Source organism: Actinoplanes sp. NPDC000266 (assembly GCF_042899005.1).
Lineage (GTDB): Bacteria > Actinomycetota > Actinomycetes > Mycobacteriales > Micromonosporaceae > Actinoplanes.
The window spans coordinates 217340-238463 of record NZ_JBIAZI010000002.1; the positions used below are offsets into that span (position 1 = coordinate 217340).

Below are 21124 nucleotides of genomic sequence, written 5' to 3' on the forward strand. Positions count from 1 at the left end.
ACTTCTGGGGTGCCGCCGGCGGCGGTCAGGCCGCCGCGTCGCCGGTGACTGCGTCGCGTGGAGCACTCGCCGCGCCTTCGCGGACGGACATGACGCACCCCTCACCGGCGGCCTCCGCGCCGGCGGGAAGCAAGGGGCGGAACCGGGCCGGCGCCGGCACGAAGTAGTCGCTCTTCTTCGGCTGCTCGGCCGTGGCGTCGCGCCCGCGCTGCCGCGGCACGCGCATCATGCGCGGAATGTGCTTCGCACAGTGGATGTAGGCCTCCTCGACCCGGGCCACGACCCACACCTGGGCCCGCAGCCCCGGCGGCACGTCCGCCTGCTCGCCGGGATCTTCGACGATCTCCGCGACGCCGTTCACGTGCAGCCCGATGACGTCCTGGAAGTCGACGAACAGAATCCCGACGTGCCCGTTCTCGGTGATGTTGCCGAGACTGGCCATGACCCCGTTGCCCCGGAACTCGGGCCAGCTCAGATGCTCGTCGTCCAGCACCCGCACGAATCCGGCCGGCCCGGCCCGGAACGTGCTGTCACACTCCCCACCGGCATCGGCCGTGGCCAGGAACATCATCTCCTGCCGCCCGATGAACTGCCGCATCCTGTCGTTGAGGTGGTTCAGGGTCTGCCGCTCGGCAAAGGCGTCCGCCCGCTGACGAGTACCGAGCACGTCCTGCAGTTGCCGCTCACCGTGGTTCATGATGGCCCTCCAGTCGCCGGATCCCTCCCCGCTGCGCGACAGTTTCACATCGTGCGCACGAGATCGCACTGAGTCACATTCGCGAACAGGCATACGTCACCGGACGCCGAATCAACGGCGCTGACGCAGCTCAGCCCACGTTTGGTGTCGTGCCGCCCCGCCACCGCTGGTAACTCGATCGGGTGACATGAGAGAACGATTCACGCAGCCACTTAACGCCGATCATTGGCCGGATAGCGCGGGACCGGCGGCACCCCGGCCGGCTCAGACGAGCCCGGCGTCGTGAACCAGCAGGGCCACCTGGACGCGGTTGTTCAGCTCCAGCTTGATCAGCAGCCGCGACACGTGCGCTTTGACGGTGGCGACGGACATGTGCAGGTCGGTGGAGATCTCCGCGTTCGACCGCCCCTGCCCGAGTGCGAGCGCGACGTCCCGCTCCCGCTCGCTGAGCCGTTCGAGCCGCTCGGCGGCCCGCAGTTGCGAGGGTTGCGCCGGCGACGCCACGTGCGCGATGAGCTGCCGCGTCACCGTGGGCGACAGCATCGCCTCACCCTGAGCCACCCGCCGTACCGCCCGCAGAATCTCGGCCGGCGGCGTGTCCTTGAGCAGGAAGCCGCTGGCTCCCGCCCGCAGGGCCCGCAACACGTATTCGTCGGCGTCGAACGTCGTCAACACGATGACCTCGGGAGCCCCGGCACGGGCCCGCAACGTCTCGGTGGCCGCCAGCCCGTCGACTTTCGGCATCCGAATATCCATCAGCACCACATCGGGCCGGAGCGCCGCCACCGCTCCCGGCACTTCCGCCCCGTCCGAGGCTTCCCCCACGACGGCCACGTCCGCCGCCGCCGACAGAATCATCGTCAGCCCGGCCCGAACAAGCGCGTCATCATCGACGATCAGCACCCGAACCGGCTCAGCCATCGGCCCGCCCGCGTCGATCCCCCGCGGTTCCGGCCCTTCGGACCGGGTGGTCCCACCCACGCTGCGCTCCCCACCTGCACGGCCACCGACGCCCTCACCCTAAGCGGTCCGCGCCGTGAGCCCTCGCCGGCGCCGGCCAGAACGGGCTTCACAGTGCCAGCGGGCAGCGCGGGCAGGCAGCGCGGGCGGGCACCGCAGGCGGGCACCGCAGGCGGGCACCGGGGCAGGCGGGGCGGCGCGCGGGTCAGGTTGGCCAGGGGAGCCAAGCGGTGAGGGCGAACTGGTTGTCGGGGGTGCGGCCGTGTTTCAGGTAGCCGCCGGCCAGGGTGGCCCGCTCGGTGAGGCCGATCAGGCCGGTTCCTGTGCCCGGGATGGTCATCGACGGGTTGAGCAAGGGCCACGGGTTGCGGATGTCGATGGTCAGGCCGTCGCCGACGGAGCCGTCGACGGCGACCTGCACGGTTGTGCCGGGCGCGTGTTTGCGGGCGTTCGTCAAGCCCTCCTGGACGATGCGGTAGGCGGTGCGGCCGGTCCCGTCGGGCACGGTGGCGGGCTCGATGCGTACATCCAAACGGACCTTGACCCCCGCCGAGCGTGACTCGTCGGCCAGGGCCGGCAGTGCGCCCAGCGTGGGCTGGGGCGGCTCGGGCGCACCCTCGGGGCTCTCGGCGCGCAGCACCCCGATCACCTCGCGCAGGTCCTGCAGTGCTTGGTGGGCGCTGGCCCGGATGACACCGGCGGCGGTCGCCACGTCTTGCGGCGCCGCGTCGGGACGGATCTCGAGCGCCCCGGCGTGCAGGCTGAGCAGCGAGATGCGGTGGGCGAGGACGTCGTGCATCTCGCGGGCGATCCGGTTGCGCTCGAGCGAGCGCGCCTGCGCGACGCGCAGCTGCTGCTCCGACTCGGCCCGCTCGGCCCGGTCGCGCAGCGACAGCACCAGCTGGCGCCGGGAGCGGACCACCATGCCCCACAGGCAGACGATCACGATGAAGACCGTCCCCCACGCCATCGTCTCCCAATAGGGGCGACCCGCCTCGGGCCGTAGCACCGGGAAGGCGGCGTTGGTGAGCACCGCGCCGCCGGCGAACACCGCCATCACCGCGAACCGGCGATGCACCGCCACCGTGAACAGCACGATCATGCAGGTGATCGCCGCGGCGACCGCGAACAGCGAGATCAGCGTGCAGAACGTGGCCAGTGGTATCAGCCAGCGTCCGCGCCGCCACCACAGGCCGAGCGCGGCGATCGTGCCGACGGCGAAATCGAGCCAGATCAGCCAGTCCGGCGCGGCGCCCCACTCGGGCACCACGGTCGGGTCGGGCTGCAACAGGTCGATCGTGACGAGCAGCGTGAAGCCGTAGCCGAGGACGAAGCAGAGGACATCGATCAGCCAGTCACGGGTGGACCGGCGTATCGGGAGGGCCGACTCGAGCCCGGCCGGCAACAGCCACTGGTACTCCGGCTTCAGCTTTCCCACAAAGCCGACTTTACGAGCCGGCGCCGTCCGCCCGATACCTACCAAAGTAGGGGTCCGCTCCCTACCAAGGTTTCTCTCCGGCGACCTCCGGCCGACGCGCTCAGCCGGTCGGCGCCGCCACGCTGGAAGCATGATCACGGTCGAACATCTCACCAAGAGGTACGGCAACCACCCCGCCGTCGACGACGTGTCCTTCTCCTGCGAACCGGGCACGGTGACCGGCTTTCTCGGGCCGAACGGCGCGGGCAAGTCGACCACCATGCGCATGATCTGCGGCCTCACCCCTGCGACGGCCGGAACGGCCACCGTGAGCGGCGTCCCGTACCGGCGGCTCGGCAACCCCGGCCGCCACGTCGGGGTCCTGCTCGACGCCTCGGCGCAGCACGCCGGGCGTACCGGCCGCGAGGTGCTCAGCCTCGCCGCGCTCACGATGGGCGTCGACACCAGTGAGGTGCCCCGTGCGCTGGACCGGGTCGGGCTCAACGCGACGGCGGCCAAGCGCCGCGTACGGGCGTACTCGCTCGGCATGCGGCAGCGGCTCGGCCTGGCCCTGGCCCTGCTGGGCGACCCGGCCGTGCTGATCCTGGACGAGCCGGCCAACGGCCTCGACCCGGAGGGCATCTTCTGGATGCGCGGCCTGCTACGGGATTTCGCCGACCGCGGCGGCACCGTGCTGCTCTCCTCCCGCCTGCTGCGCGAGGTCGAGGCGGTGGCCGACCACCTGGTGGTGATCGGCGGCGGCCGCGTCGTCGCCCAAGGTGACAAGGCCGAGCTGCTCGCCGCCTCGGGGACCCTGGTCCGGGCGCTCGACCCGGCCGCGCTCGACCTGACGCTCAAGCGCGCCGGCCTGGCCGGGACGAAGACGACCGACGGGGGCGTCGTCGTCCAGGCCGGCGCCGAGACCATCGGGCGGGCCGCGGCCGACGCCGGGCTCGTCCTGATCGAGCTCCGCCCGGCCGGTGGCGGCGGGCTGGAGCAGATGTTCCTCACCCTGACCGCCGGTGATTCCGTGAAGGAGGCCGTCCGATGACCGCCGTGCTGGAGACCCCGCCGCAGATCGAACGGGCCAGCACCCGCCCGGTGCCGATCGGCCGGCTCACGATGATCGAGCTGCGGAAGCTGGCCGACACCCGGGCCGGGCTGTGGCTGCTCATCGTGATCGCGTTCGCCACGGCCGCCACCTCGGCGATCATGATCGGGTGGGCGCCCGACGAGGAGCAGACGTTCCAGGAGTTCTTCCAGTTCGGCCTGCTGCCCTCGTCGGTGCTCCTGCCCGTGCTGGGCATCCTGTCGATGACGGGTGAGTGGTCGCAGCGCACCGCGCTCACCACGTTCACCCTGGTGCCGGCGCGTGGCCGGGTCATCGCCGCCAAGCTGATCGCCGGGGTGCTGATCGCGACCGCGTCGACCGCGGCGGCGCTGGCGCTCAGCGCCGTGGCGAACCTGCTGGGCGCGGCCCTCGGCGGCGACGGCTCCTGGTCGATGGACGGCTCGCTGGTCTGGCAGGGCGCGGGCCTCCAGGTGATCTTCGTCCTGATGGGCATCGGTTTCGGCGCCCTGCTGCTGAACACGCCGCTGGCGATCGTCGCCTTCTTCGCCGTGCCGATGGTCTGGTCGATCCTCGGCGGGACCATCAAGGCGCTGAAGACCGCGGCCGAGTGGATCGACATCAACACCACGACGACGGCCATGTCGGAACCGGCCATGACCTCCGGCGAATGGGCCCGGGTCGGTGTGTCCGCCGCGGTGTGGGTGGTGCTGCCGCTCGCCCTCGGTGTGTGGCGCGTGCTGCGCCGCGAGGTCTCGTAGTTTGCCGCCGGCCGGGCGGAGGTACCGTGAAACATGCCCATCGGTGCCCAGCCGCCCGGCCGTCGCGGCACGGTCGACCAGCCCTACAGCGCGCTGAATCTGCGGCTGATCCTCGCCGCGTTCGGTTTCGTCGTGTGCACGGTGCTGGCGATCGTGCTTTTCCGCAGGGGCTGGACGGTGCCGGGCTGGCTGCTCCTCGCGTGGGCCGTCGTGGCGGTGGCCGACATGGTCGTGGTGCAGTTGCGCCGCCGGGCCCGCCGCCGCGCCGAGGGCGGCCGCGACCACTCCGTCTTCGAATAGACGGCTGACCCACTCTCCGAATCGCCGCATGTTGCCCGTCCGCCCGGCACGTGACGGGTACCGTCCCTTTTCATGGACCGCGTCCGATTCGCAGCCTTTGCGGTGATCGCCCTTCTCGTTCCCCTGATCGTTCCAGCCGGGCCGGCCATGGCCGAAAAGGATTACGCCGGGACGACAGCGGACACCCGCGAGCTCAGCAGTACCCGCTTCACCCACGACGGGCGGGCGCTGCCGGAGAACCCTCGATATCGGCCGGGCCCGCAGTCGCGGGCGGCCGTACAGCCCAAGCCGACGCCGCCGGTGGGCACCGCGCGCGACTGGGTGGGTCTCGACGACACGACGGGCAAGTTCTACAACAAGCCGTACACGCTGCGGGCCGTCGGCCGGCACATCGAGGTCTGGGTGGCGCAGGACCTCGCCTTCCCGGCCACGGATTGCCGCAAGGGCTCGGTGGAGATCACCGACACGCAGGTGGCCGACCTGATCAGCGAGTTCGATCGCAAGATCTACCCGCTGGAGACCGCGATCTTCAGTACGCCACCCAGCCGCGACGGCACCAGGGCCACGGCGACCGGCGATTTCACCGGGGACGGCGACAAGACGGTCACCCTCGTGGACAACGTCCGTGACACCAACTTCTTCACCTTTCCCAAGGCCGTCACCTACACCGCGGGCTTCTTCACCCCGCAGCTCAATGAGCTTTTCGACCGCAACGTCATGACCATCGACGCGTACGACTGGAAGCACCGCCTCGGCGCGGAACCGGCCGACGACCCGACCACCGACCTGTGCACGAGCCGGCCCGCCCGCCCGCGGATGTACGAGTCGACGTTCGCCCACGAGTGGCAGCACCTGCTGGAGTATTACGCCGATCCGCAGGAGGCCAAGTGGCTCAACGAAGGGCTGGCCGATTTCGCACAGACCCTCGTGGGCTATGTGGACGCGCGCTCCAAGGTCGACGAGCCGGGCAACGACACGCACATCATGTGCTTCCAGGGGTTCGGGACGGTCAAGACGAAGTACAACGCGAACCCGCGGGAGTGCGGCGGTCCGCAGAACTCGCCGAACCTGTGGGACGAGGGCACGCCCAGCGAGGTGCTGGCCGATTACGGCCTCGTCTATCAGCTCATGCTCTATCTGCGGGACCGGTTCGGCCTGAAGACGATCTCGGTGCTGCACCGCGACGGCATCCGCCAGGGCCTGGCCGCGATCCAGGCCGCGCTGCCGACCGGCGTGCCCCTTTACGAGGTGTTGCACGACTTCCAGGCCATGACGCTGGTCGACCGGATCGCCGGGGAGCCCGGCGGCAAGGTGATCGGCATGGCGGCCGGCAGAGTCACGGCCAAGAGCTTGAGATCGACGGTCAACCTCGACAACAAGACCTTGTACGCCGAGCCCGGCGCGGCACCGAACGGCGCGGATTACGTGCCGCTGCCGACTCCCGTCCGCTCGCTCAGCTTCGCCGGGGCGGAGAACCTGCCACCCCTGCCGACGGGCTGGACGGTGGCCGAGAAGACGCTTTTCTCCGGCAACACCAACGACCTCGACTCGCACGCCGTCCGGGCCGTCACCATCCCGGCCGGCAAGCCCGCGCTGACGCTGGAGACCTCCTATGCGCTGGAGGACCGGTACGACTACGGCTATGTGACAGTGTCGACGGACGGCGGGCGCACCTACATGGCGCTGCGCGGCGACCGCACCAGCGTCGGGCCGCTGGGTTTCGGGATCACCGGCGCCAGCAACGGCGTGGTCACCGCGAGGTACGACCTCACGGCGTACGCGGGAAAGAAGGTCTTGCTGGGTCTGCGGTTCGTGACCGACGCGGGCGGCGGCCGGGGTGGATGGCGGATCGGGACGATCGCCCTGGGCGGGCGGACGCTCAGCGACGGCTCCACCCTGGACGGATGGACCTCGCCCACCTCGATCCGGCCCATGGCGGTGCACAACTGGCACGTACGGCTCGTCGGGCTCGGTAAGGACCGGGTGGAGATCGTGACGGCCGGCCAGTTCGCCCGGCTCGCGGACTATCCCCAGGTGGTCGCCATCGTGTCCTACGACGAGCCGACGGAGAAGGTGAAGCAGTACGCGCCCTATCGCCTCACGGTCAACGGCGTGCTTCAGCCGGGCGGCAGCAAGCCGTAGATCAGCGCGGTGGAGCCCGAGCCGGCCTTGTTGATCTGGCCGCCGCACAGGACAAAAGCCCCCGAGGGCGGCAGCGCGGCGAGGTTGGCCAGCACCTCCAGGCTGATCCGATGGCGCTGATAGACCAGCCGGGAGACCGCGAGGCTGCTGTCGCGGCCGGGGTCGGGGCCGAACGTGTCCGTCCCCGTGCCGCCCCGGCGCCCCAGCCGGCCCGTGTCGATCAGCCAGCGCACCGTCTCCAGGGCGAAGCCGGGCTGATGAAGCACCCCGTCGGCATCGCGGTTGAGGAAGGACTCCGAGCCCCAGCGCTCCTCCCAGCCGGTCCAGATGATCACCATCGACTCGTCCGGAACCCGGCCGTGGCGCCGCTCCCACTCCTCGACGTCGGCGATCGTCACCTCGTAGTCCGCGTCGCGGGCGCACTGCTCCCGCACGTCGATCCGCACCGCCGGCAGGCATAGGTCCTCCAGGTCGAGCTCGTCGGCCAGCGGGTGGCCGTAGGTGAAATGGCCGGGCGCGCCCCAGTGGGTGCCGGTGTGCTCGCCCTCGCGGACGAAGCGCAGGTAGAAGCCCTCCTGCCCGATGGTGGCGACGGTCTCGAGCTCGAAGGCGGGGTCGCCCGGATAGACGACCGTGGTGTCCGGGTCGTTGAGATGGGACAGGCTGATCAGTCGGGGCGGCACCCAGGGGCCGGCGGCTCGGGTCATGCGCACACATTGACACTGTCACGATGACAGTGTCAAACTCTTCGGCATGTGGACGATCGACGAGCTGGTGGAGCGGGTACGCGAGGCCCTGACGGCCGAGTACCCCGGTGCGCCCAACGCCCGCGTCCGCGACGTGCCCGACCGGCGGGCGATCCGGTGGTACACGACCATCGGCCTGGTCGACAAGCCGTTGGGCATGCGCGGGCGCACCGCGCTTTACGGTCCTCGTCACCTGCAACAGCTGGTGGCCATCAAGCGCCGCCAGGCGCAGGGCCAGAGCCTCGCGCAGATTCAGACCGACTTCACGTGGATCTCCCCCGAGGCCCTGCGCGAGGCCGCCCAGATCCCCGAGCACCTGCTCGACAACAGCGACAGTGCTCCGCCCGACCCTGCCATCGAGGCCCGCACCCGTTTCTGGGCCGATCCACCCGCGCCGCCGCCGATCGTCGAAGCGGCGATCGGCCGGTCGCCGCGCCAAGTGACCGCCCACCCGGTCACCGGCGTCGCCCTCGGCGGCGGTGTCGTCCTGCTCGTCCCGCACGCCTTGACCGACCGCGACCGCGACGACATCGCCGCGGCCGCCGCGCCACTGTTCGAACTGCTTGCCGCCCGTGGCCTTATTGATGGGAGCTCCGTATGACCTTCTCCGTCGCCCCGATGAGCCCCGGCGAGATCAGCCGTGTCCGGATCCTGCCCGACTCCGGCTTCGGCTGCCTGCGCACCGACCGCGGCGCCCTGCCACTCGACCGCCTCGACGTCCGAGCCCACATCAGCGGCCTGGTCGCACGGACGGTCGTGCTCACCGAGTTCGTCAACGTGCACGAGGTCGCGCTCGAGGCGACGTACGTCTTCCCGCTGCCCGACCGGGCCGCGGTGACCGGCATGACGATGACCGCCGACGACCGCACGGTCGAGGCGGAGCTCCAGGAGCGGGCGGCCGCCCGCGAGACGTACGACAAAGCCATCGCGGCCGGTCAGCGCGCCTCCATCGCCGAGGAGGAGCGGCCCGACGTCTTCACCATGCGGGTCGGCAACATCCTGCCCGGCGAGCGGGTGACGATCCGGCTCAGCCTCGTGGGCCCGCTGCCGTTCGAGGACGGTGCCGCCACGTTCCGGTTCCCGCTGGTCGTGGCCCCGCGCTACATTCCCGGCACCCCGCTGCCCGGCCCGTCGGCCGGTGACGGGCAGGCGCAGGACACCGACGCCGTGCCGGACGCTTCCCGCATCACTCCCCCGGTGCTGCTGCCCGGCTTCCCCAACCCGTTGCGGCTGTCCGTCGGCGTCGACATCGACCCGGCCGGCCTCACCCTCGGCGAGGTCAAGTCCAGCCTGCACACGGTCGTCGACCAGGACGGCACGCTGAGCATCACGCCCGGCGAGCGGGCCGACCGCGACTTCATCCTGCGCCTGCCCTACCAGGGCGGCGGTGAGACGGCGATCGCCGTGCCCGGCGAGAGCGGCGAGGAGCCCGGCGGCGTCTACCAGGTGGTGATCCTGCCGCCGGCCGACACCACGCCCGCCCGCCCCAAGGACGTGGTGCTGCTGCTCGACCGTTCGGGGAGCATGGGCGGTTGGAAGATGGTGGCCGCCCGCCGCGCCGCGGCCCGGGTCGTCGACACGCTGACCAGCACCGACCGCTTCGCCGTGCTCACCTTCGACCATCAGGTCGATCGGCCGGACGACCTGGGCGAGGGACTGGCCGAGGCCTCCGACCGTAACCGTTTCCGCGCCGTGGAACACCTCGCTCACGCCGGCGCCCGCGGCGGCACCGAGCTGCTCGGCCCGCTGACGCAGGGCCTCGGGCTGCTCCGGGCGAGCGAGGACCGCGACCGGGTGCTCGTGCTGGTCACCGACGGCCAGGTCGGCAACGAGGACCAGATCGTTCACGACATCACCCCGCTGATCGGTGTCACCCGCATCCACACGATCGGCATCGACCGGGCGGTGAACGCCGGGTTCCTGGGCCGGCTGGCCGCGCTCGGCGCCGGGCGGGCCGAGCTGGTGGAGAGCGAGGACCGGCTCGACGAGGCGATGGAGCACATCCACCGCCGGATCGGATCACCGGTCGTGTCGGGCCTGCGCATCACCGGCGACGGGCTGCGCCTGGTCGACGACGAGCGCACCCCGGCCCGCCTGCCGGGGCTCTACCCGGGTGTCCCGCTCGTGGTGAGCGGCCGCTACGCCGGCTCGGCCGCGGGTGGGCGCTTCACGGTGACGGGCCGTACCCGTGACGACCGCGAGTTCAGCACCACGATCGCCCTCCAGGAGCGGTCGGAAAGCGCGATCACGGCACAGTGGGCGCGGGCTCGGCTGCGCGACCTCGAAGACGCCTACGCGGCCGGCGACCGGGGGCTCGAGCAGCGGATCGTCGCCACGTCCCTGCGGTACGGGGTGCTGTGCCGGTTCACCGCGTTCGTCGCGGTGGACAGCCGGGTCGTCAACGAGGGCGGCCAGACCCGCCGGGTGACCCAGCCGGTCGAGCTTCCCCAGGGCTGGGAGGCGCCGGGCGACGTCGCGCCGGCGATGCTCCACATGGCCGCCGCGTCCTTCGCTCCGCCGGCGCCGCCGGCCGCGCCCGCGCCGGCCGGTCCCTCGCTGATGAGTTTCGACAGTGCCGCGGAGACCTCGGCCGGCGGAGGCGCCGGCGCGGTGCTGGGCAGCCGCCGGACGGGCGCCACATCCGGTTTCGCCTCGCCGCGAGCCAGGGCGTCGTTCGCGAAGATGGGTGGCACGGCTGGTTCGGCGCCGTCACTCGACGAGATGCGTGCCCTGGTGGCCACCGAGGCCCAGCGTCTGCGCGACGCCGCGAGCCTCCCGGTCTGGGAGAAGCGCGACCTGCTCGACGACCTGGCCAGCCGCCTCGACGTCCTGATCGGCTCGGCCGTCGACGAGGTCTTCCGCCCCCTGATCGACCTGGTCGCGCGGCTGCGAGGCGACACCGCGATCGACGAGAAATGGCAGGCCGCACTGGAGAGCTTGACCGCGTTCGCCGGCCCGGGCGCTTCCACGCCGCCGCCCGCCGATCCCGGCCCGGCGCCTACACGGAAGGCGTTCTGGAAACGCTGACCACTCCGGGCTCTGGTGAGGTGGTGCGAGTGTCGGGGGTGGAGGGTTCCGGGGTAGGTTCTTGGCGATCTTGGGCCGTCTGGGGAAGTGGGTCTGGTGGCGGCTGTGCTGGTGTCGGTTAGCCGACCTGTGGTGGTCGTTCGCTGTCCAAGCGGGCGCATCGGGTGGAAAGTCGGATGTTCGGCGGGCGGTGTGGGATCGATCATCGCGGGTAGGTTGGTCGGTCGATCGTCTCTTGAGGGCTCTACGGCGGCGGGGGAATCGTGACTGGCGACGAGGTGGGTGACGAGCGGGATCCGCTGCTTGTCCGGCCGTTCGTGCTTCGCGACTCCGGGGCGGTGGAGGGCGAGACGGGCGACGGCGATCGGGACGGCGCCGAGCAGACGTGGCCGTCGGCGGCCCGGGACGCCGGAGCGCGGCAGGGGCCGGACGGCGCGGACGACGCCACGGCCGTGATCGTTCTGCCGGGCGCCGAACGGCGCGGCAGTGGCCGTCGGCGGCTGATCGTGGTGGCCGCGGTGGCGGTGGCCGTGTTGCTCGGGGTTGCGGCGGCGGGGTACGCGGCGCTGCGGTCGGATGTGCGGCCGCAGGTCACCGGTCTGGCCGACGGGCCGCTGCCTCCGGCCACCGGCCCTGCGGCGACGGCCGGTTCGGCGCCGGCAAGTGCGGGTGCGAGTGCTGGTCTGGGCGCGTCGACAGCGACGGGGGCCGGGTCGGGTGTCGGTACGGGGTCGGGGACGAACCCGGGATCGGGGCGCGGGCCGACAGCGGGGGCGACGTCGACGGGATCGACACCCACGCCGAGCGCGGGGGCCGGCGGGGTTCCGGCCATCGCTACGTCGCCGGCCTCTCCGGTGGCCACCACGACTACGGTGCCGGGCGGGAAGACCGCCACGCCCAGCGTGCCGGCGGGGATCGCTCCGGTGCCGCCCGCGGCCGAACGGGTGGGGGCGATCCGGGGGCAGAACGGGCTGTGCCTCGACCTCAACGGCGGGGTGCCGTTCGACGGGAACCACGTGCAGGTGTTCGGGTGCAACAGCTCGTTCGCGCAGACGTGGACCATCGCCTCGGACGGGACGCTTCGGGTGGCCGGCAAGTGCGCGCTGCTCGTCGGCGACGACTCGGTCGAGATCGTCGGCTGCGACGGGCGCACCACAGCTCAGTGGCGGGTGTCGGGTCAGCTGATCGTCAACGCGTCGAACGATGACTGCCTCACCGATCCATCGGGTGGGCGGTGGGCCGGAACCGGGGTCCGGGTCGAGGACTGCAACGGTTCGGCGAAGCAACGCTGGTCACTTCCGTAGCCGGAAAGCAGGTGGTTCGTGCTTCTCTAACTTGTGAGTCTTTTGATCGCGGCGCTCGCCGCGGTGGCCTACGCGGTCGGATCCGTCCTGCAGGCAGTCGCCGCGCGTAGGCCGGGCACGGTGCTCGCGCTGGCGGTCTCGCCGCTCTACCTGGCCGGGCTGGCCGGGGACGGCGGTGGGTGGCTTCTGTCGCTGTGGGCGCTGCGCGGGCTTCCGGTGTACGTGGTTCAGGCCGTGCTCGCCGGATCGGTCGGGTTGACCGTGCTGCTGGCCGGTGTGGTGCTGCGGACACGCCTGCGGCGGCGGGACTACGCGGCGGTTGTGGTGATGGTCGCGGCGCTGGCTGTGGTCGGGCTGTCCAGCCGGGAACAGCCGGCTTCGATGCCGTCGCCCGGGACGACTGTGGTGTTGACGGTCGGCGGGTTCGTGGTGGCCGCGGTCGCGGGGGTCGCGGTGCTGCTGGCCGGGCGGACCGACCGGCGGGGTCTGCTGCTGGCAGGGCTGGCCGGGCTCGCGTATTCGGCTACCGCGCTGGCCGGGCGGGCGGTGCACCTTCGTACGCCATGGGTCTCGACCTTGACCGAACCGCTGCTGTGGGTCGTGATCGGCAGCGGGGTGGCGGGGACGGCGGCCTACGCGGCGGCTCTGCGCAGGGGAAGCGTCGCGCCGGTCACCGCGCTGCTCTGGGCGGTCGAAGTGATCGTTCCGGCGGCGGTGGCGGTTCCGTTGCTGGGCGACGAGATCCGCCACGGGTGGACGGTGCCCGCCGCGCTGGGGATCCTCGCCGTGGTCGGAGCCGCGGCAGTCCTGGCCGGCGCGGAAGGCACCACCGCCAGCGCCGGCGCCGGCGCGGACGGCACCACCAGCGCCGGGACGGAAGCCAGCGCCCGGGAGGGGCACAGCTCCGGCGAGGGGCACAGCTCCGGCGAGGGGCACAGCTCCGGCGAGGGGCACGGCCACCTCGAGGTGCGGCAGCCGTCGGAGCGGTAGCGGTCGAATGGCTACAGGGACTGGGCCAAGGCCTTGCCGGCGGCTCGGCCGCTGAACAGGCAACCGCCCAGGAACGTGCCCTCCAACGCGTTGTAGCCGTGTACGCCTCCGCCGCCGAAGCCTGCTGCCTCGCCTGCGGCGTACAGGCCGGGGACGGGGGTGCCGGACGGGGACAGGGCTCGGCTGCTCAAGTCCGTCTGGATGCCGCCCAACGTCTTGCGGGTCAGGATGTGCAGCTTCACCGCCACCAACGGGCCCGCCGCCGGGTCGAGGATGCGGTGCGGGGCCGCCGTACGGCCGATCTTGTCGCCCCAGTAGCGGCGGGAATTCCGGATGCCCTGGATCTGGGCGTCCTTGCTGAACGGGTTGTCCATCTGGCGGTCCCGGGCCTCGATCTGGGCCCGGACCGTCGGGGCGTCCAGCAGGGGCTTCTCCGTCAGCGCGTTCATGCCGTCCACCAGCTCCTCCAAGGAGGAGGCGACCACGAAGTCCTCGCCCTTCTGCTTGAAGGCCTCCACCGGGGCCGGTGCTCCCTTGCCGAAGATGCGCTCCTTCAGGAACGCGCGGCGGTCGCTTGCCGTGATGTCGGGGTTCTGCTCGGAGCCGGAGAGGGCGAACTCCTTCTCGATGATCTTCTGGGTGAGGATGAACCAGGAGTGGTCGTGCTCGGCGATGTCCGGCGTCGTGCGCAGGTGCCGCAGGGTGCTCATCGTGTCGTAGCCGGGCAGGCACGGCGCCGGCAGGCGGCGGCCCAGCGCGTCGAACCACATCGACGACGGAGCCGGCAGGATGCGGATGCCGTGCGACGGCCAGATCGGGTCCCAGTTCTGGATGCCCTCGGTGTAGTGCCACATCCGATCGCGGTTGACCAGGCGGGCGCCCGCCTGCTCGGTGATGTCGAGCATCCGGCCGTCGACGTAGGCGGGGACGCCGGTGATCATCGACCGGGGTGGGGTGCCGAGGGACGGGGGCCAGTACCGGCGTACGAGATCGTGGTTGCCCCCGATGCCGCCCGAGGCGACGACGACGGCCTGGGCCGTCAGCTCGAAGTCGCCGGCCTCCTCCCTGGGTGACGCGGCGCCACGCGCGCCGTCGAAGGGAGCGAGCCGGGCGCCGCGCACGCCGGTCACCGTGCCGTCGGTGACGATCAGCTCGTCGACGCGGTGGCGGAAGTAGAAGTCGACCAGCGGTGAGGACTGGACCGAACGCACGAACGGGGCCACCACCCCCGTACCCGTCCCCCACGTCACGTGGAAGCGCGGCACCGAGTTGCCGTGGCCGTCGGCCCGCAGGTCGCCCCGCTCGGGCCAGCCCACTGTCGGCAGCCAGCTCATGCCCAGCGACGACAGCCACGCGCGCTTCTCGCCGGCGGCGAACTCGACGTACGCCCGGGCCCACCGCACCGCCCACGCGTCCTCGTCGTCGAGACGGTCGAAGGCGGCGCTGCCCAGCCAGTCGCTCCAGGCCAGCTCGACCGAGTCCTTGACGCGCAGGCGCCGCTGCTCGGGGCTGTCCACGAACAGCAGGCCGCCGAACGACAGGTACGCCTGCCCGCCCAGGTTGGCCGCGTTCTCCTGGTCGACCAGGGCGACCCTCTTACCGGCGGCGATCAGCTCATGGGCGGCGGCCAGACCGGCGAGACCGGCACCGACGACGATGACGTCAGCGTTCATGACCCGGCAATGTACCGGAGATTCCGAAGAAGTTTCGGATTCCAGCGGCGACGATTTCCCTCGACGACTTCAACTAAGGAGCGAACTAAGGCAACGAAACGGTCACGAGAAACTTAAGTCAATCGATGCCTTCTTGACCCGGCCCGGAGGCGCGGGAACTGTTAAGTCACTTTCCGGTTCCCCACCCCCACCCGGGAGATCCCCATGCGCAGACGCGCCCTTTTAGCCGCGTTCACGGCATTAGTCGCGGCGACCGCCACCTTCGGCGTCCGCCTGATGAGCGCCGACGCCGCCCCGATCGCCTTCGCCCATCCGGGCGTCCTGGTCAGCCGGGCCCAGCTCGACTTCGTCAAGGGCAAGGTCAACGCGGGCGCCCAGCCCTGGCTGAGCGCCTACAACCAGATGATGGCCAGCCGCTACGCCTCGCTCTCGCGCACCCCCGCGCCCAGGGCCACGGTCGAATGCGGCTCCTACTCCAACCCCAACAACGGCTGCACCGACGAGCGTGAGGACGCCATCGCCGCGTACACCGACGCTCTGGCCTGGTACATCACGGGCAACGCGGCGTACGCGCAGAAGTCGATCGCCCTGATGGACGCCTGGTCGGCCACGATCAAGTCGCACACCAACAGCAACGCCCCGTTGCAGACGGGATGGGCCGGCTCGGTCTGGCCGCGTGCCGCCGAGATCATCAAGTACACGTACTCGAGCTGGCCCAACCAGGCCCGGTTCGCCACCATGCTGCGCAATGTCTACCTTCCGGTGGTCATTCCCGGCAGCTCCAGCAACGGCAACTGGGAGCTGTCCATGATGGAGGCCGCCGTCGGCATCGCGGTCTTCCTCGACGACAAGGCCAGCTACGACCGGGCCATCACCCGCTTCAAGGCCAGGGCCGAGGCGTACGTCTATGTCACCGCCGACGGCAGCCAGCCCAAGTACCCGCCGGTCGGCAGCGTCGACACCCGGGCCGAACTGATCAGCTACTGGCAGGGCCAGAGCACCTTCGTCGACGGCCTCTCCCAGGAGACGTGCCGCGACTTCACGCACACCGGCTACGGCATCTCGGCCATCAGCCACATCGCGGAGACCAGCCGCATCCAGGGCGAGGACCTCTGGCCCTCGCTGGCCGACCGGACCCGGCACGCGCTCGGCTTCCACACCAAGTTCGAGAACGGCACGGCCGTGCCTTCGAACATCTGCGGCGGATCGGTGGTCAAGGGACTCGGCCCGGTCACGGAGGTCGCGTTCAACGCTCTTTCCCACCGATTGGGGTACGCCATGTCGAACACCCAGACGTACACCGAAGCCAAGCGGCCGCAGGGCACGAACAACCTGTTCGTGGCCTGGGAGACGCTGACCCACGCCAACAACCCGGCCTGAGGGAAGACGATGCGCAAACTACTCATCAGCGCCGTCCTCGGCGTCGTCGTGGCCGGCGTGGGCGTGGCCGGTGTGACCACCGCGTTCGCGGCGTCGACCGGCACCCTGGTCAGCGCGGCCAACAGCAAATGCCTGGACGTGACGAACGGCAGCACCGCCAACGGCAACCAGCCGCAGATGTGGGCCTGCTCCCCCGGCGCCAACCAGACCTGGACCTTCGCCGACGACGGCTCGGTGCGCGGCCTCGGCAAGTGCCTGGACGTGGCCAACGGCGCCGTCACCGACGGCGCGGCCGTGCACATGTGGGACTGCTACGCCGGGCTGACCAGCCAGCAGTGGACCCTCAACGCGGCCAAGGACCTGGTCAACGTCAAGGCCGGCAAGTGCCTCGACATCAAGGACAACAACCTCGCCGACGGCGCCAAGCTCCAGCTGTGGAGCTGCGGCGGCGGCGCCAACCAGAAGTGGAACTACTCCGGTACCCCCACCACGCCCCCGACGACCGTGCCGCCGAACCCGAACAACCCCGACCTCGGCCCCAACGTCACCATCTTCGACCCGTCCATGTCGCAGTCGACGATCCAGAACAAGCTGAACAGCGTCTTCAACAGCCAGGTGAGCAACCAGTTCGGCAACGCGCGCTACGCGCTGCTGTTCAAGCCGGGCAGCTACAACGTCGACGCCAACGTCGGCTTCTTCACCCAGGTGGCCGGGCTCGGCCTCAACCCGGACCAGGTGAACATCAACGGCCACGTGCACGTCGAGGCCGACTGGTGGCCGGACGGCTCGCAGAACGCCACCCAGAACTTCTGGCGTTCGGCCGAGGGCCTGTCGGTGACCCCGCCGGACGGGCTCGACCGCTGGGCGGTGTCGCAGGCGGCCCCGTACCGCCGGATGCACGTCCGCGGCAACCTGGCCCTGTCCGACGGCGGCTGGTCGTCGGGCGGCTTCATCGCCGACTCGAAGATCGACGGTCAGATCCAGTCCGGCTCGCAGCAGCAGTTCCTGACCCGCAACTCGCAGATGGGCAGCTGGAACGGCTCCAACTGGAACCAGGTCTTCGTCGGCAGCCCCGGCGCGCCCGCGCAGAGCTTCCCCTCACCGCCGTACACGACGATCGGCTCGTCGCCGACGATTGCGGAAAAGCCTTATCTGTACGTCGACAGCGCCGGGGCGTACCAGGTGTTCGTGCCCGCCCTGCGCAGCAACGCCAGCGGCACCACCTGGGCCAACGGCACCCCGGCGGGCACCTCGCTGCCGATCAGCACCTTCTACGTGGTCAAGGCGGGCGACACCGCGGCGACGATCAACGCGGCCCTCGCAGCCGGCAAGAACCTGCTGGTCACGCCGGGCGTCTACAACCTCAACCAGACGCTGAACGTGACCCGCGCCGGCACCGTGGTGCTGGGCCTCGGCCTGGCCACCTTCGTGCCGGTCGGCGGGGTGGACGCGATGCACGTGGCCGACGTCGACGGCGTACGGCTGGCCGGTGTGCTCTTCGACGCCGGCACGACCAACTCGAACACGCTGCTCCAGGTCGGCCCGGCCGGCTCGTCGGCGTCGCACGCGGCCAACCCGACCGTGCTGTCCGACGTCTTCATCCGCGTCGGCGGCTCGATCGCCGGCAAGGCCGGCGTCAGCATGCAGATCAACAGCAACAACGTGATCGGTGACCACGCCTGGATCTGGCGAGCCGACCACGGCAACGGCGGAACCGTCGGCTGGAACATCAACACCGGCCGCAACGGCCTGATCGTCGACGGCGACAACGTGACGTTCTACGGCCTGTTCGTCGAGCACTATCAGCAGTACCAGACCATCTGGAACGGCGAGGCCGGCCGGACGTACTTCTATCAGAACGAGATGCCGTACGACCCGCCGAACCAGGCGGCGTACATGAACGGCTCGACCCGCGGCTGGGCCGCGTACAAGGTGGCGGACTCGGTGACCACGCACGAGGCGTGGGGCCTGGGCAGCTACTGCTACTTCAACGTCAACCCGTCGGTGGTCAACGCCCGCGCCTTCGAGGTGCCCGTCAAGTCCGGAGTGCGCTTGCGCGACATGGTGACGGTCTCCCTGGGCGGCACGGGAACCATCACCAATGTCATCAACACCACGGGCGCCGCCGTCAACAGCGGCCACCAGGTGACAAGCCTGGTCAGCGGCCCGTAACAACCGCTCAGCGCCCGGTCACGCCGTCGATCCGCTCCCGCAGGATGTCGGCGTGACCGGCGTGCCGGGCCGTCTCCTCGATCATGTGGGCCAGCACCCAGCGCCGTGAGGGCGGCAGCCCACGGCCGGGCGGGCGGGGAGCGTCGAGCGCGAGATCGTCCCAGGTGGCGACGACCTGGTTCGCCTCCTCGACCGCCCGGCGATAACCGTCGAGCAGGCTCTCGGCCGTCTCGTCGCGGGCCGGCCGCATGGTGCGGCGCAGGTTGGTGATCGGCTCGCCGAGGAAATAGAACCGCTCGACGTACGTCAAATGCTTGATCAGGCCCAGCAGATTGGTGCCCGACGGCACCCCGGCCGTGCGCGTCTGGGGCTCGGGAGCGCCGGCAACCTTGCCCGCGATCGACTCGCGCAGGTAGTCCAGAAATCCCAGCAGGGTGCTTCTCTCGTCCGCGCCGGTCCACCCGGGCCCGGCGTCCTTCGCACGGCACGTCTTCATGGCCGCCAGCATCGCCACCGTGATCGGCCGCCCACAAGAAAAGTTGCCGGATCCGCAAACGGGCCTGGTCGGGGCGTGGCGTCGCCGACCATGGGGTCATGCGTGTGCTGCTGCGCGTGGAGAGCTTCGTGCCGGCCTCCGGGCTCACGGCCTTTCTGCTGCTCTTCGGGGTGTTCGGCGGGGTGTCCGATCCCGCGCCGGTCGCCCGGTGGCTGGGTCTCGGGGTGCTTCTGGCGCCGGCTCTCATGGTGTACGCCCATCGGCCCGCCGCCGCGTGGGCGGGGCTCCTGGGCGCCGTGTTGTGGACGCCCCTGGCCACCGGGTTCGGCGCAGTTCTCATCGTGTGGGCATACGCCCTCATCGGCGTGGCCATCGCCCAGCGCGACCGGCCCCCGGCCGCCCTGCCGGTGCCGCACCGGAGACCGCCGGCGCCCTTCGAGCTCCCGCACGTCGGCGCGCCGGCCGAGGCCGGCGGGTTCGCGCTGCTGATGGCCTCGGCCGCGGGCGTGGTGTGGGTGTCGGTGGACGAGGCGGCGGTCCCGTGGCTGGCCGGCACGATCGCGGCCTTCGGGCTGGGCTGCGCCCTGCTGGCGCGGGCGGTCAAGCAGCAGAGCGCGCTGCGGAACCTGTTCAACCATCCCCAGCCGGTGCACGCCGTGCGGGCCGTCGAGCAGGAGGGCTACGTGCACGTGCTCGTGCCCGCCGAGGACGATCAGACGGCGCTGGAGCTGGCCTTCGACGTGGCCGAGCCGGAGCCGTGGGACCCCGGCGAGGACGTGCACACGGTGGCCGGGGTGCTCTACGGGCATCCGCGCAAGGACGCCTGGTGCGCGCTCGAGGTGGGCGACCGCCTGCACGTGCCGGTCGGGCCGGTCGGCGAGGTGATCACCGTGCCGTTCGACGTGGTGCACGGGCTGCCGCGCGAGATCGAGGACGACGAGGAGCAGCTGGTCGACCCGGAGGCGCTGCGGCCGGCCGACCGGGACGCCGACGCCTTCCAGCCACGCGAGCACCGGATCGCGCCGGCCCGGGCCTGGACCACCACCATCATGATCGGCGCCGGGTCGGCCCTGGCCGTGGGCGAGCTGGGCTACCTCGCCGGCTTCTCGCACACGGCGGTCGCCGTGCTGGTGGCGGTCGCGGGCGGGGCCGGCTTCGAGTTCGGGTGGCGCTCCCAGCTGCGGCCCCGGCTGCGCTGGCACGCGGGCGGCATCGCGGCGGTCACCTTTCGCGGCCGGGACCGACAGCCGTGGGCGACCGACAGCGCGATCGTTTACGACGACGGCAACAGCATCGTCCTGACGGCCGGCGAGTCGGTGATGACCGTGCCCGTGCCACCGCCGTGGCCTCGCCCGAAAACCGGCGACAAAGGCCGCCGGTCTCCCACAAAGGCCTCAGATCGCCGAGTCAGACCCGAGGGCCGAGCAGGCCGGCGCGCCGGAGCCGGCGCGACAAGAACGGGCGGCGGGACGAGAACGGGCGGCGCGACAAGAACGGGCGGCGCGACGAGAACGGGCGGCGCAACGAGAGCGGGTGGCGCGGCCACAGACGCTCCCGCAGCGGGAGAGGCGGGCGCGGCGGGAGCGGCGGGAGCGGCGGGAGCGGCGGGCGCGGCGGGAGCGGCGGGAGCGGCGGGCGCGGCGGGAGCGGCGGGAGCGGCGGGAGCGGCGGGAGCGGCGGGAGCGGCGGGAGCGGCGGGAGCAGGGGGGCGGGCTGAGGTCGGGCTCGCCGGGGAGGGCGGCCCGCGCGGTGGGGCGCGGCACTGGGTGCGGCCCGACGTCAAAGCCCGCCGCAAGGCCAACCCGGCGACCCCGCAGCGGACGGCAGACCAATTAGTGGCGGCTCTGAGGGACTCGCGGACCCGGTCGCTCGCGCTGAGCCCGCTGCCGCCGCCGCCCGAGATCGAGGTGCCCCGGCGGCCGCTTCTGCTGTACGCGGCGTGGGCCGTGGCCACCGCCGGAACAACATTGATCTTGACGTGAGAAGTCCG

Annotated in this window: 17 protein-coding genes; 11 read left to right on the top strand and 6 right to left on the bottom strand. The window is 71.3% G+C overall.

All coding sequences use genetic code 11. From position 1 onward, the window contains the following. Window positions 1-25: 25 nt before the first annotated feature. From ACFY36_RS07365 to ACFY36_RS07375, 3 genes are all read right to left on the bottom strand, one after another. On the bottom strand, window positions 26-697 hold the full coding sequence (locus ACFY36_RS07365; protein WP_499745057.1) for a pyridoxamine 5'-phosphate oxidase family protein: 672 nt from the start codon (window positions 695-697) through the stop codon (window positions 26-28). Between the two features lie 264 nt (window positions 698-961). Continuing rightward, window positions 962-1618 (bottom strand): response regulator, encoded by a 657-nt coding sequence (locus ACFY36_RS07370; protein WP_499745058.1) that lies wholly within the window; start codon window positions 1616-1618, stop codon window positions 962-964. Window positions 1619-1862: 244 nt separating this feature from the next. Continuing rightward, window positions 1863-3095 (bottom strand): sensor histidine kinase, encoded by a 1233-nt coding sequence (locus ACFY36_RS07375; RefSeq protein WP_499745059.1) that lies wholly within the window; start codon window positions 3093-3095, stop codon window positions 1863-1865. A 130-nt stretch (window positions 3096-3225) separates the two neighbouring features. Here ACFY36_RS07375 and ACFY36_RS07380 point away from each other — a divergent pair, with 130 nt between their 5' ends. From ACFY36_RS07380 to ACFY36_RS07395, 4 genes are all read left to right on the top strand, one after another. Next, window positions 3226-4125 carry an ABC transporter ATP-binding protein gene (locus ACFY36_RS07380; protein WP_499745060.1) on the top strand — a complete coding sequence of 300 codons (900 nt, stop codon included), beginning with the start codon at window positions 3226-3228 and terminating at the stop codon, window positions 4123-4125. Beyond that, a complete protein-coding gene (locus ACFY36_RS07385; protein ID WP_499745061.1) occupies window positions 4122-4904 on the top strand; it encodes an ABC transporter permease in 783 nt (260 codons plus the stop codon). Before ACFY36_RS07380 ends, ACFY36_RS07385 begins: the two co-directional genes overlap by 4 nt. Window positions 4905-4937: 33 nt before the next feature. Further along, window positions 4938-5204 carry a hypothetical protein gene (locus tag ACFY36_RS07390; RefSeq protein ID WP_499745062.1) on the top strand — a complete coding sequence of 89 codons (267 nt, stop codon included), beginning with the start codon at window positions 4938-4940 and terminating at the stop codon, window positions 5202-5204. Between the two features lie 72 nt (window positions 5205-5276). Then, complete coding sequence (locus ACFY36_RS07395) at window positions 5277-7346, top strand: peptidase M6 immune inhibitor A (RefSeq protein ID WP_499745063.1); 2070 nt, start codon at window positions 5277-5279, stop codon at window positions 7344-7346. Here the strand turns inward: ACFY36_RS07395 and ACFY36_RS07400 are convergent. Further along, window positions 7322-8053 (bottom strand): cyclase family protein, encoded by a 732-nt coding sequence (locus ACFY36_RS07400; protein ID WP_499745064.1) that lies wholly within the window; start codon window positions 8051-8053, stop codon window positions 7322-7324. The genes ACFY36_RS07395 and ACFY36_RS07400 overlap by 25 nt on opposite strands. Before the next feature lie 46 nt (window positions 8054-8099). Between ACFY36_RS07400 and ACFY36_RS07405 the strand changes: the two genes are divergently transcribed. From ACFY36_RS07405 to ACFY36_RS07420, 4 genes are all read left to right on the top strand, one after another. Continuing rightward, window positions 8100-8693 carry a MerR family transcriptional regulator gene (locus ACFY36_RS07405; RefSeq protein ID WP_499745065.1) on the top strand — a complete coding sequence of 198 codons (594 nt, stop codon included), beginning with the start codon at window positions 8100-8102 and terminating at the stop codon, window positions 8691-8693. Next, window positions 8690-11119 (top strand): VIT domain-containing protein, encoded by a 2430-nt coding sequence (locus ACFY36_RS07410; RefSeq protein WP_499745066.1) that lies wholly within the window; start codon window positions 8690-8692, stop codon window positions 11117-11119. The genes ACFY36_RS07405 and ACFY36_RS07410 overlap by 4 nt, the downstream gene beginning before the upstream one ends. Before the next feature lie 263 nt (window positions 11120-11382). After that, window positions 11383-12423 carry a ricin-type beta-trefoil lectin domain protein gene (locus ACFY36_RS07415; RefSeq protein ID WP_499745067.1) on the top strand — a complete coding sequence of 347 codons (1041 nt, stop codon included), beginning with the start codon at window positions 11383-11385 and terminating at the stop codon, window positions 12421-12423. A gap of 33 nt (window positions 12424-12456) precedes the next feature. Continuing rightward, on the top strand, window positions 12457-13413 hold the full coding sequence (locus ACFY36_RS07420) for a hypothetical protein (protein WP_499745068.1): 957 nt from the start codon (window positions 12457-12459) through the stop codon (window positions 13411-13413). An 11-nt stretch (window positions 13414-13424) separates the two neighbouring features. On the opposite strand, the gene ACFY36_RS07425 is transcribed toward ACFY36_RS07420, so the two are convergent. After that, window positions 13425-15086, bottom strand: coding sequence for an FAD-binding dehydrogenase (locus ACFY36_RS07425; RefSeq protein ID WP_499745069.1), 1662 nt, complete (start codon window positions 15084-15086; stop codon window positions 13425-13427). Between the two features lie 204 nt (window positions 15087-15290). On the opposite strand from ACFY36_RS07425, the gene ACFY36_RS07430 reads away from it, so the two are divergent. Both ACFY36_RS07430 and ACFY36_RS07435 read left to right on the top strand, forming a co-directional pair. After that, window positions 15291-16466, top strand: coding sequence for an alginate lyase family protein (locus tag ACFY36_RS07430; protein WP_499745070.1), 1176 nt, complete (start codon window positions 15291-15293; stop codon window positions 16464-16466). Between the two features lie 9 nt (window positions 16467-16475). After that, on the top strand, window positions 16476-18638 hold the full coding sequence (locus ACFY36_RS07435) for a pectate lyase-like domain-containing protein (protein WP_499745071.1): 2163 nt from the start codon (window positions 16476-16478) through the stop codon (window positions 18636-18638). 7 nt (window positions 18639-18645) lie between these two features. Here the strand turns inward: ACFY36_RS07435 and ACFY36_RS07440 are convergent, their stop codons facing one another. Then, complete coding sequence (locus ACFY36_RS07440) at window positions 18646-19134, bottom strand: DinB family protein (protein WP_499745072.1); 489 nt, start codon at window positions 19132-19134, stop codon at window positions 18646-18648. A 98-nt stretch (window positions 19135-19232) separates the two neighbouring features. Between ACFY36_RS07440 and ACFY36_RS07445 the strand changes: the two genes are divergently transcribed. Further along, complete coding sequence (locus tag ACFY36_RS07445; protein WP_499745073.1) at window positions 19233-21116, top strand: hypothetical protein; 1884 nt, start codon at window positions 19233-19235, stop codon at window positions 21114-21116. Window positions 21117-21124 lie beyond the last annotated feature (8 nt).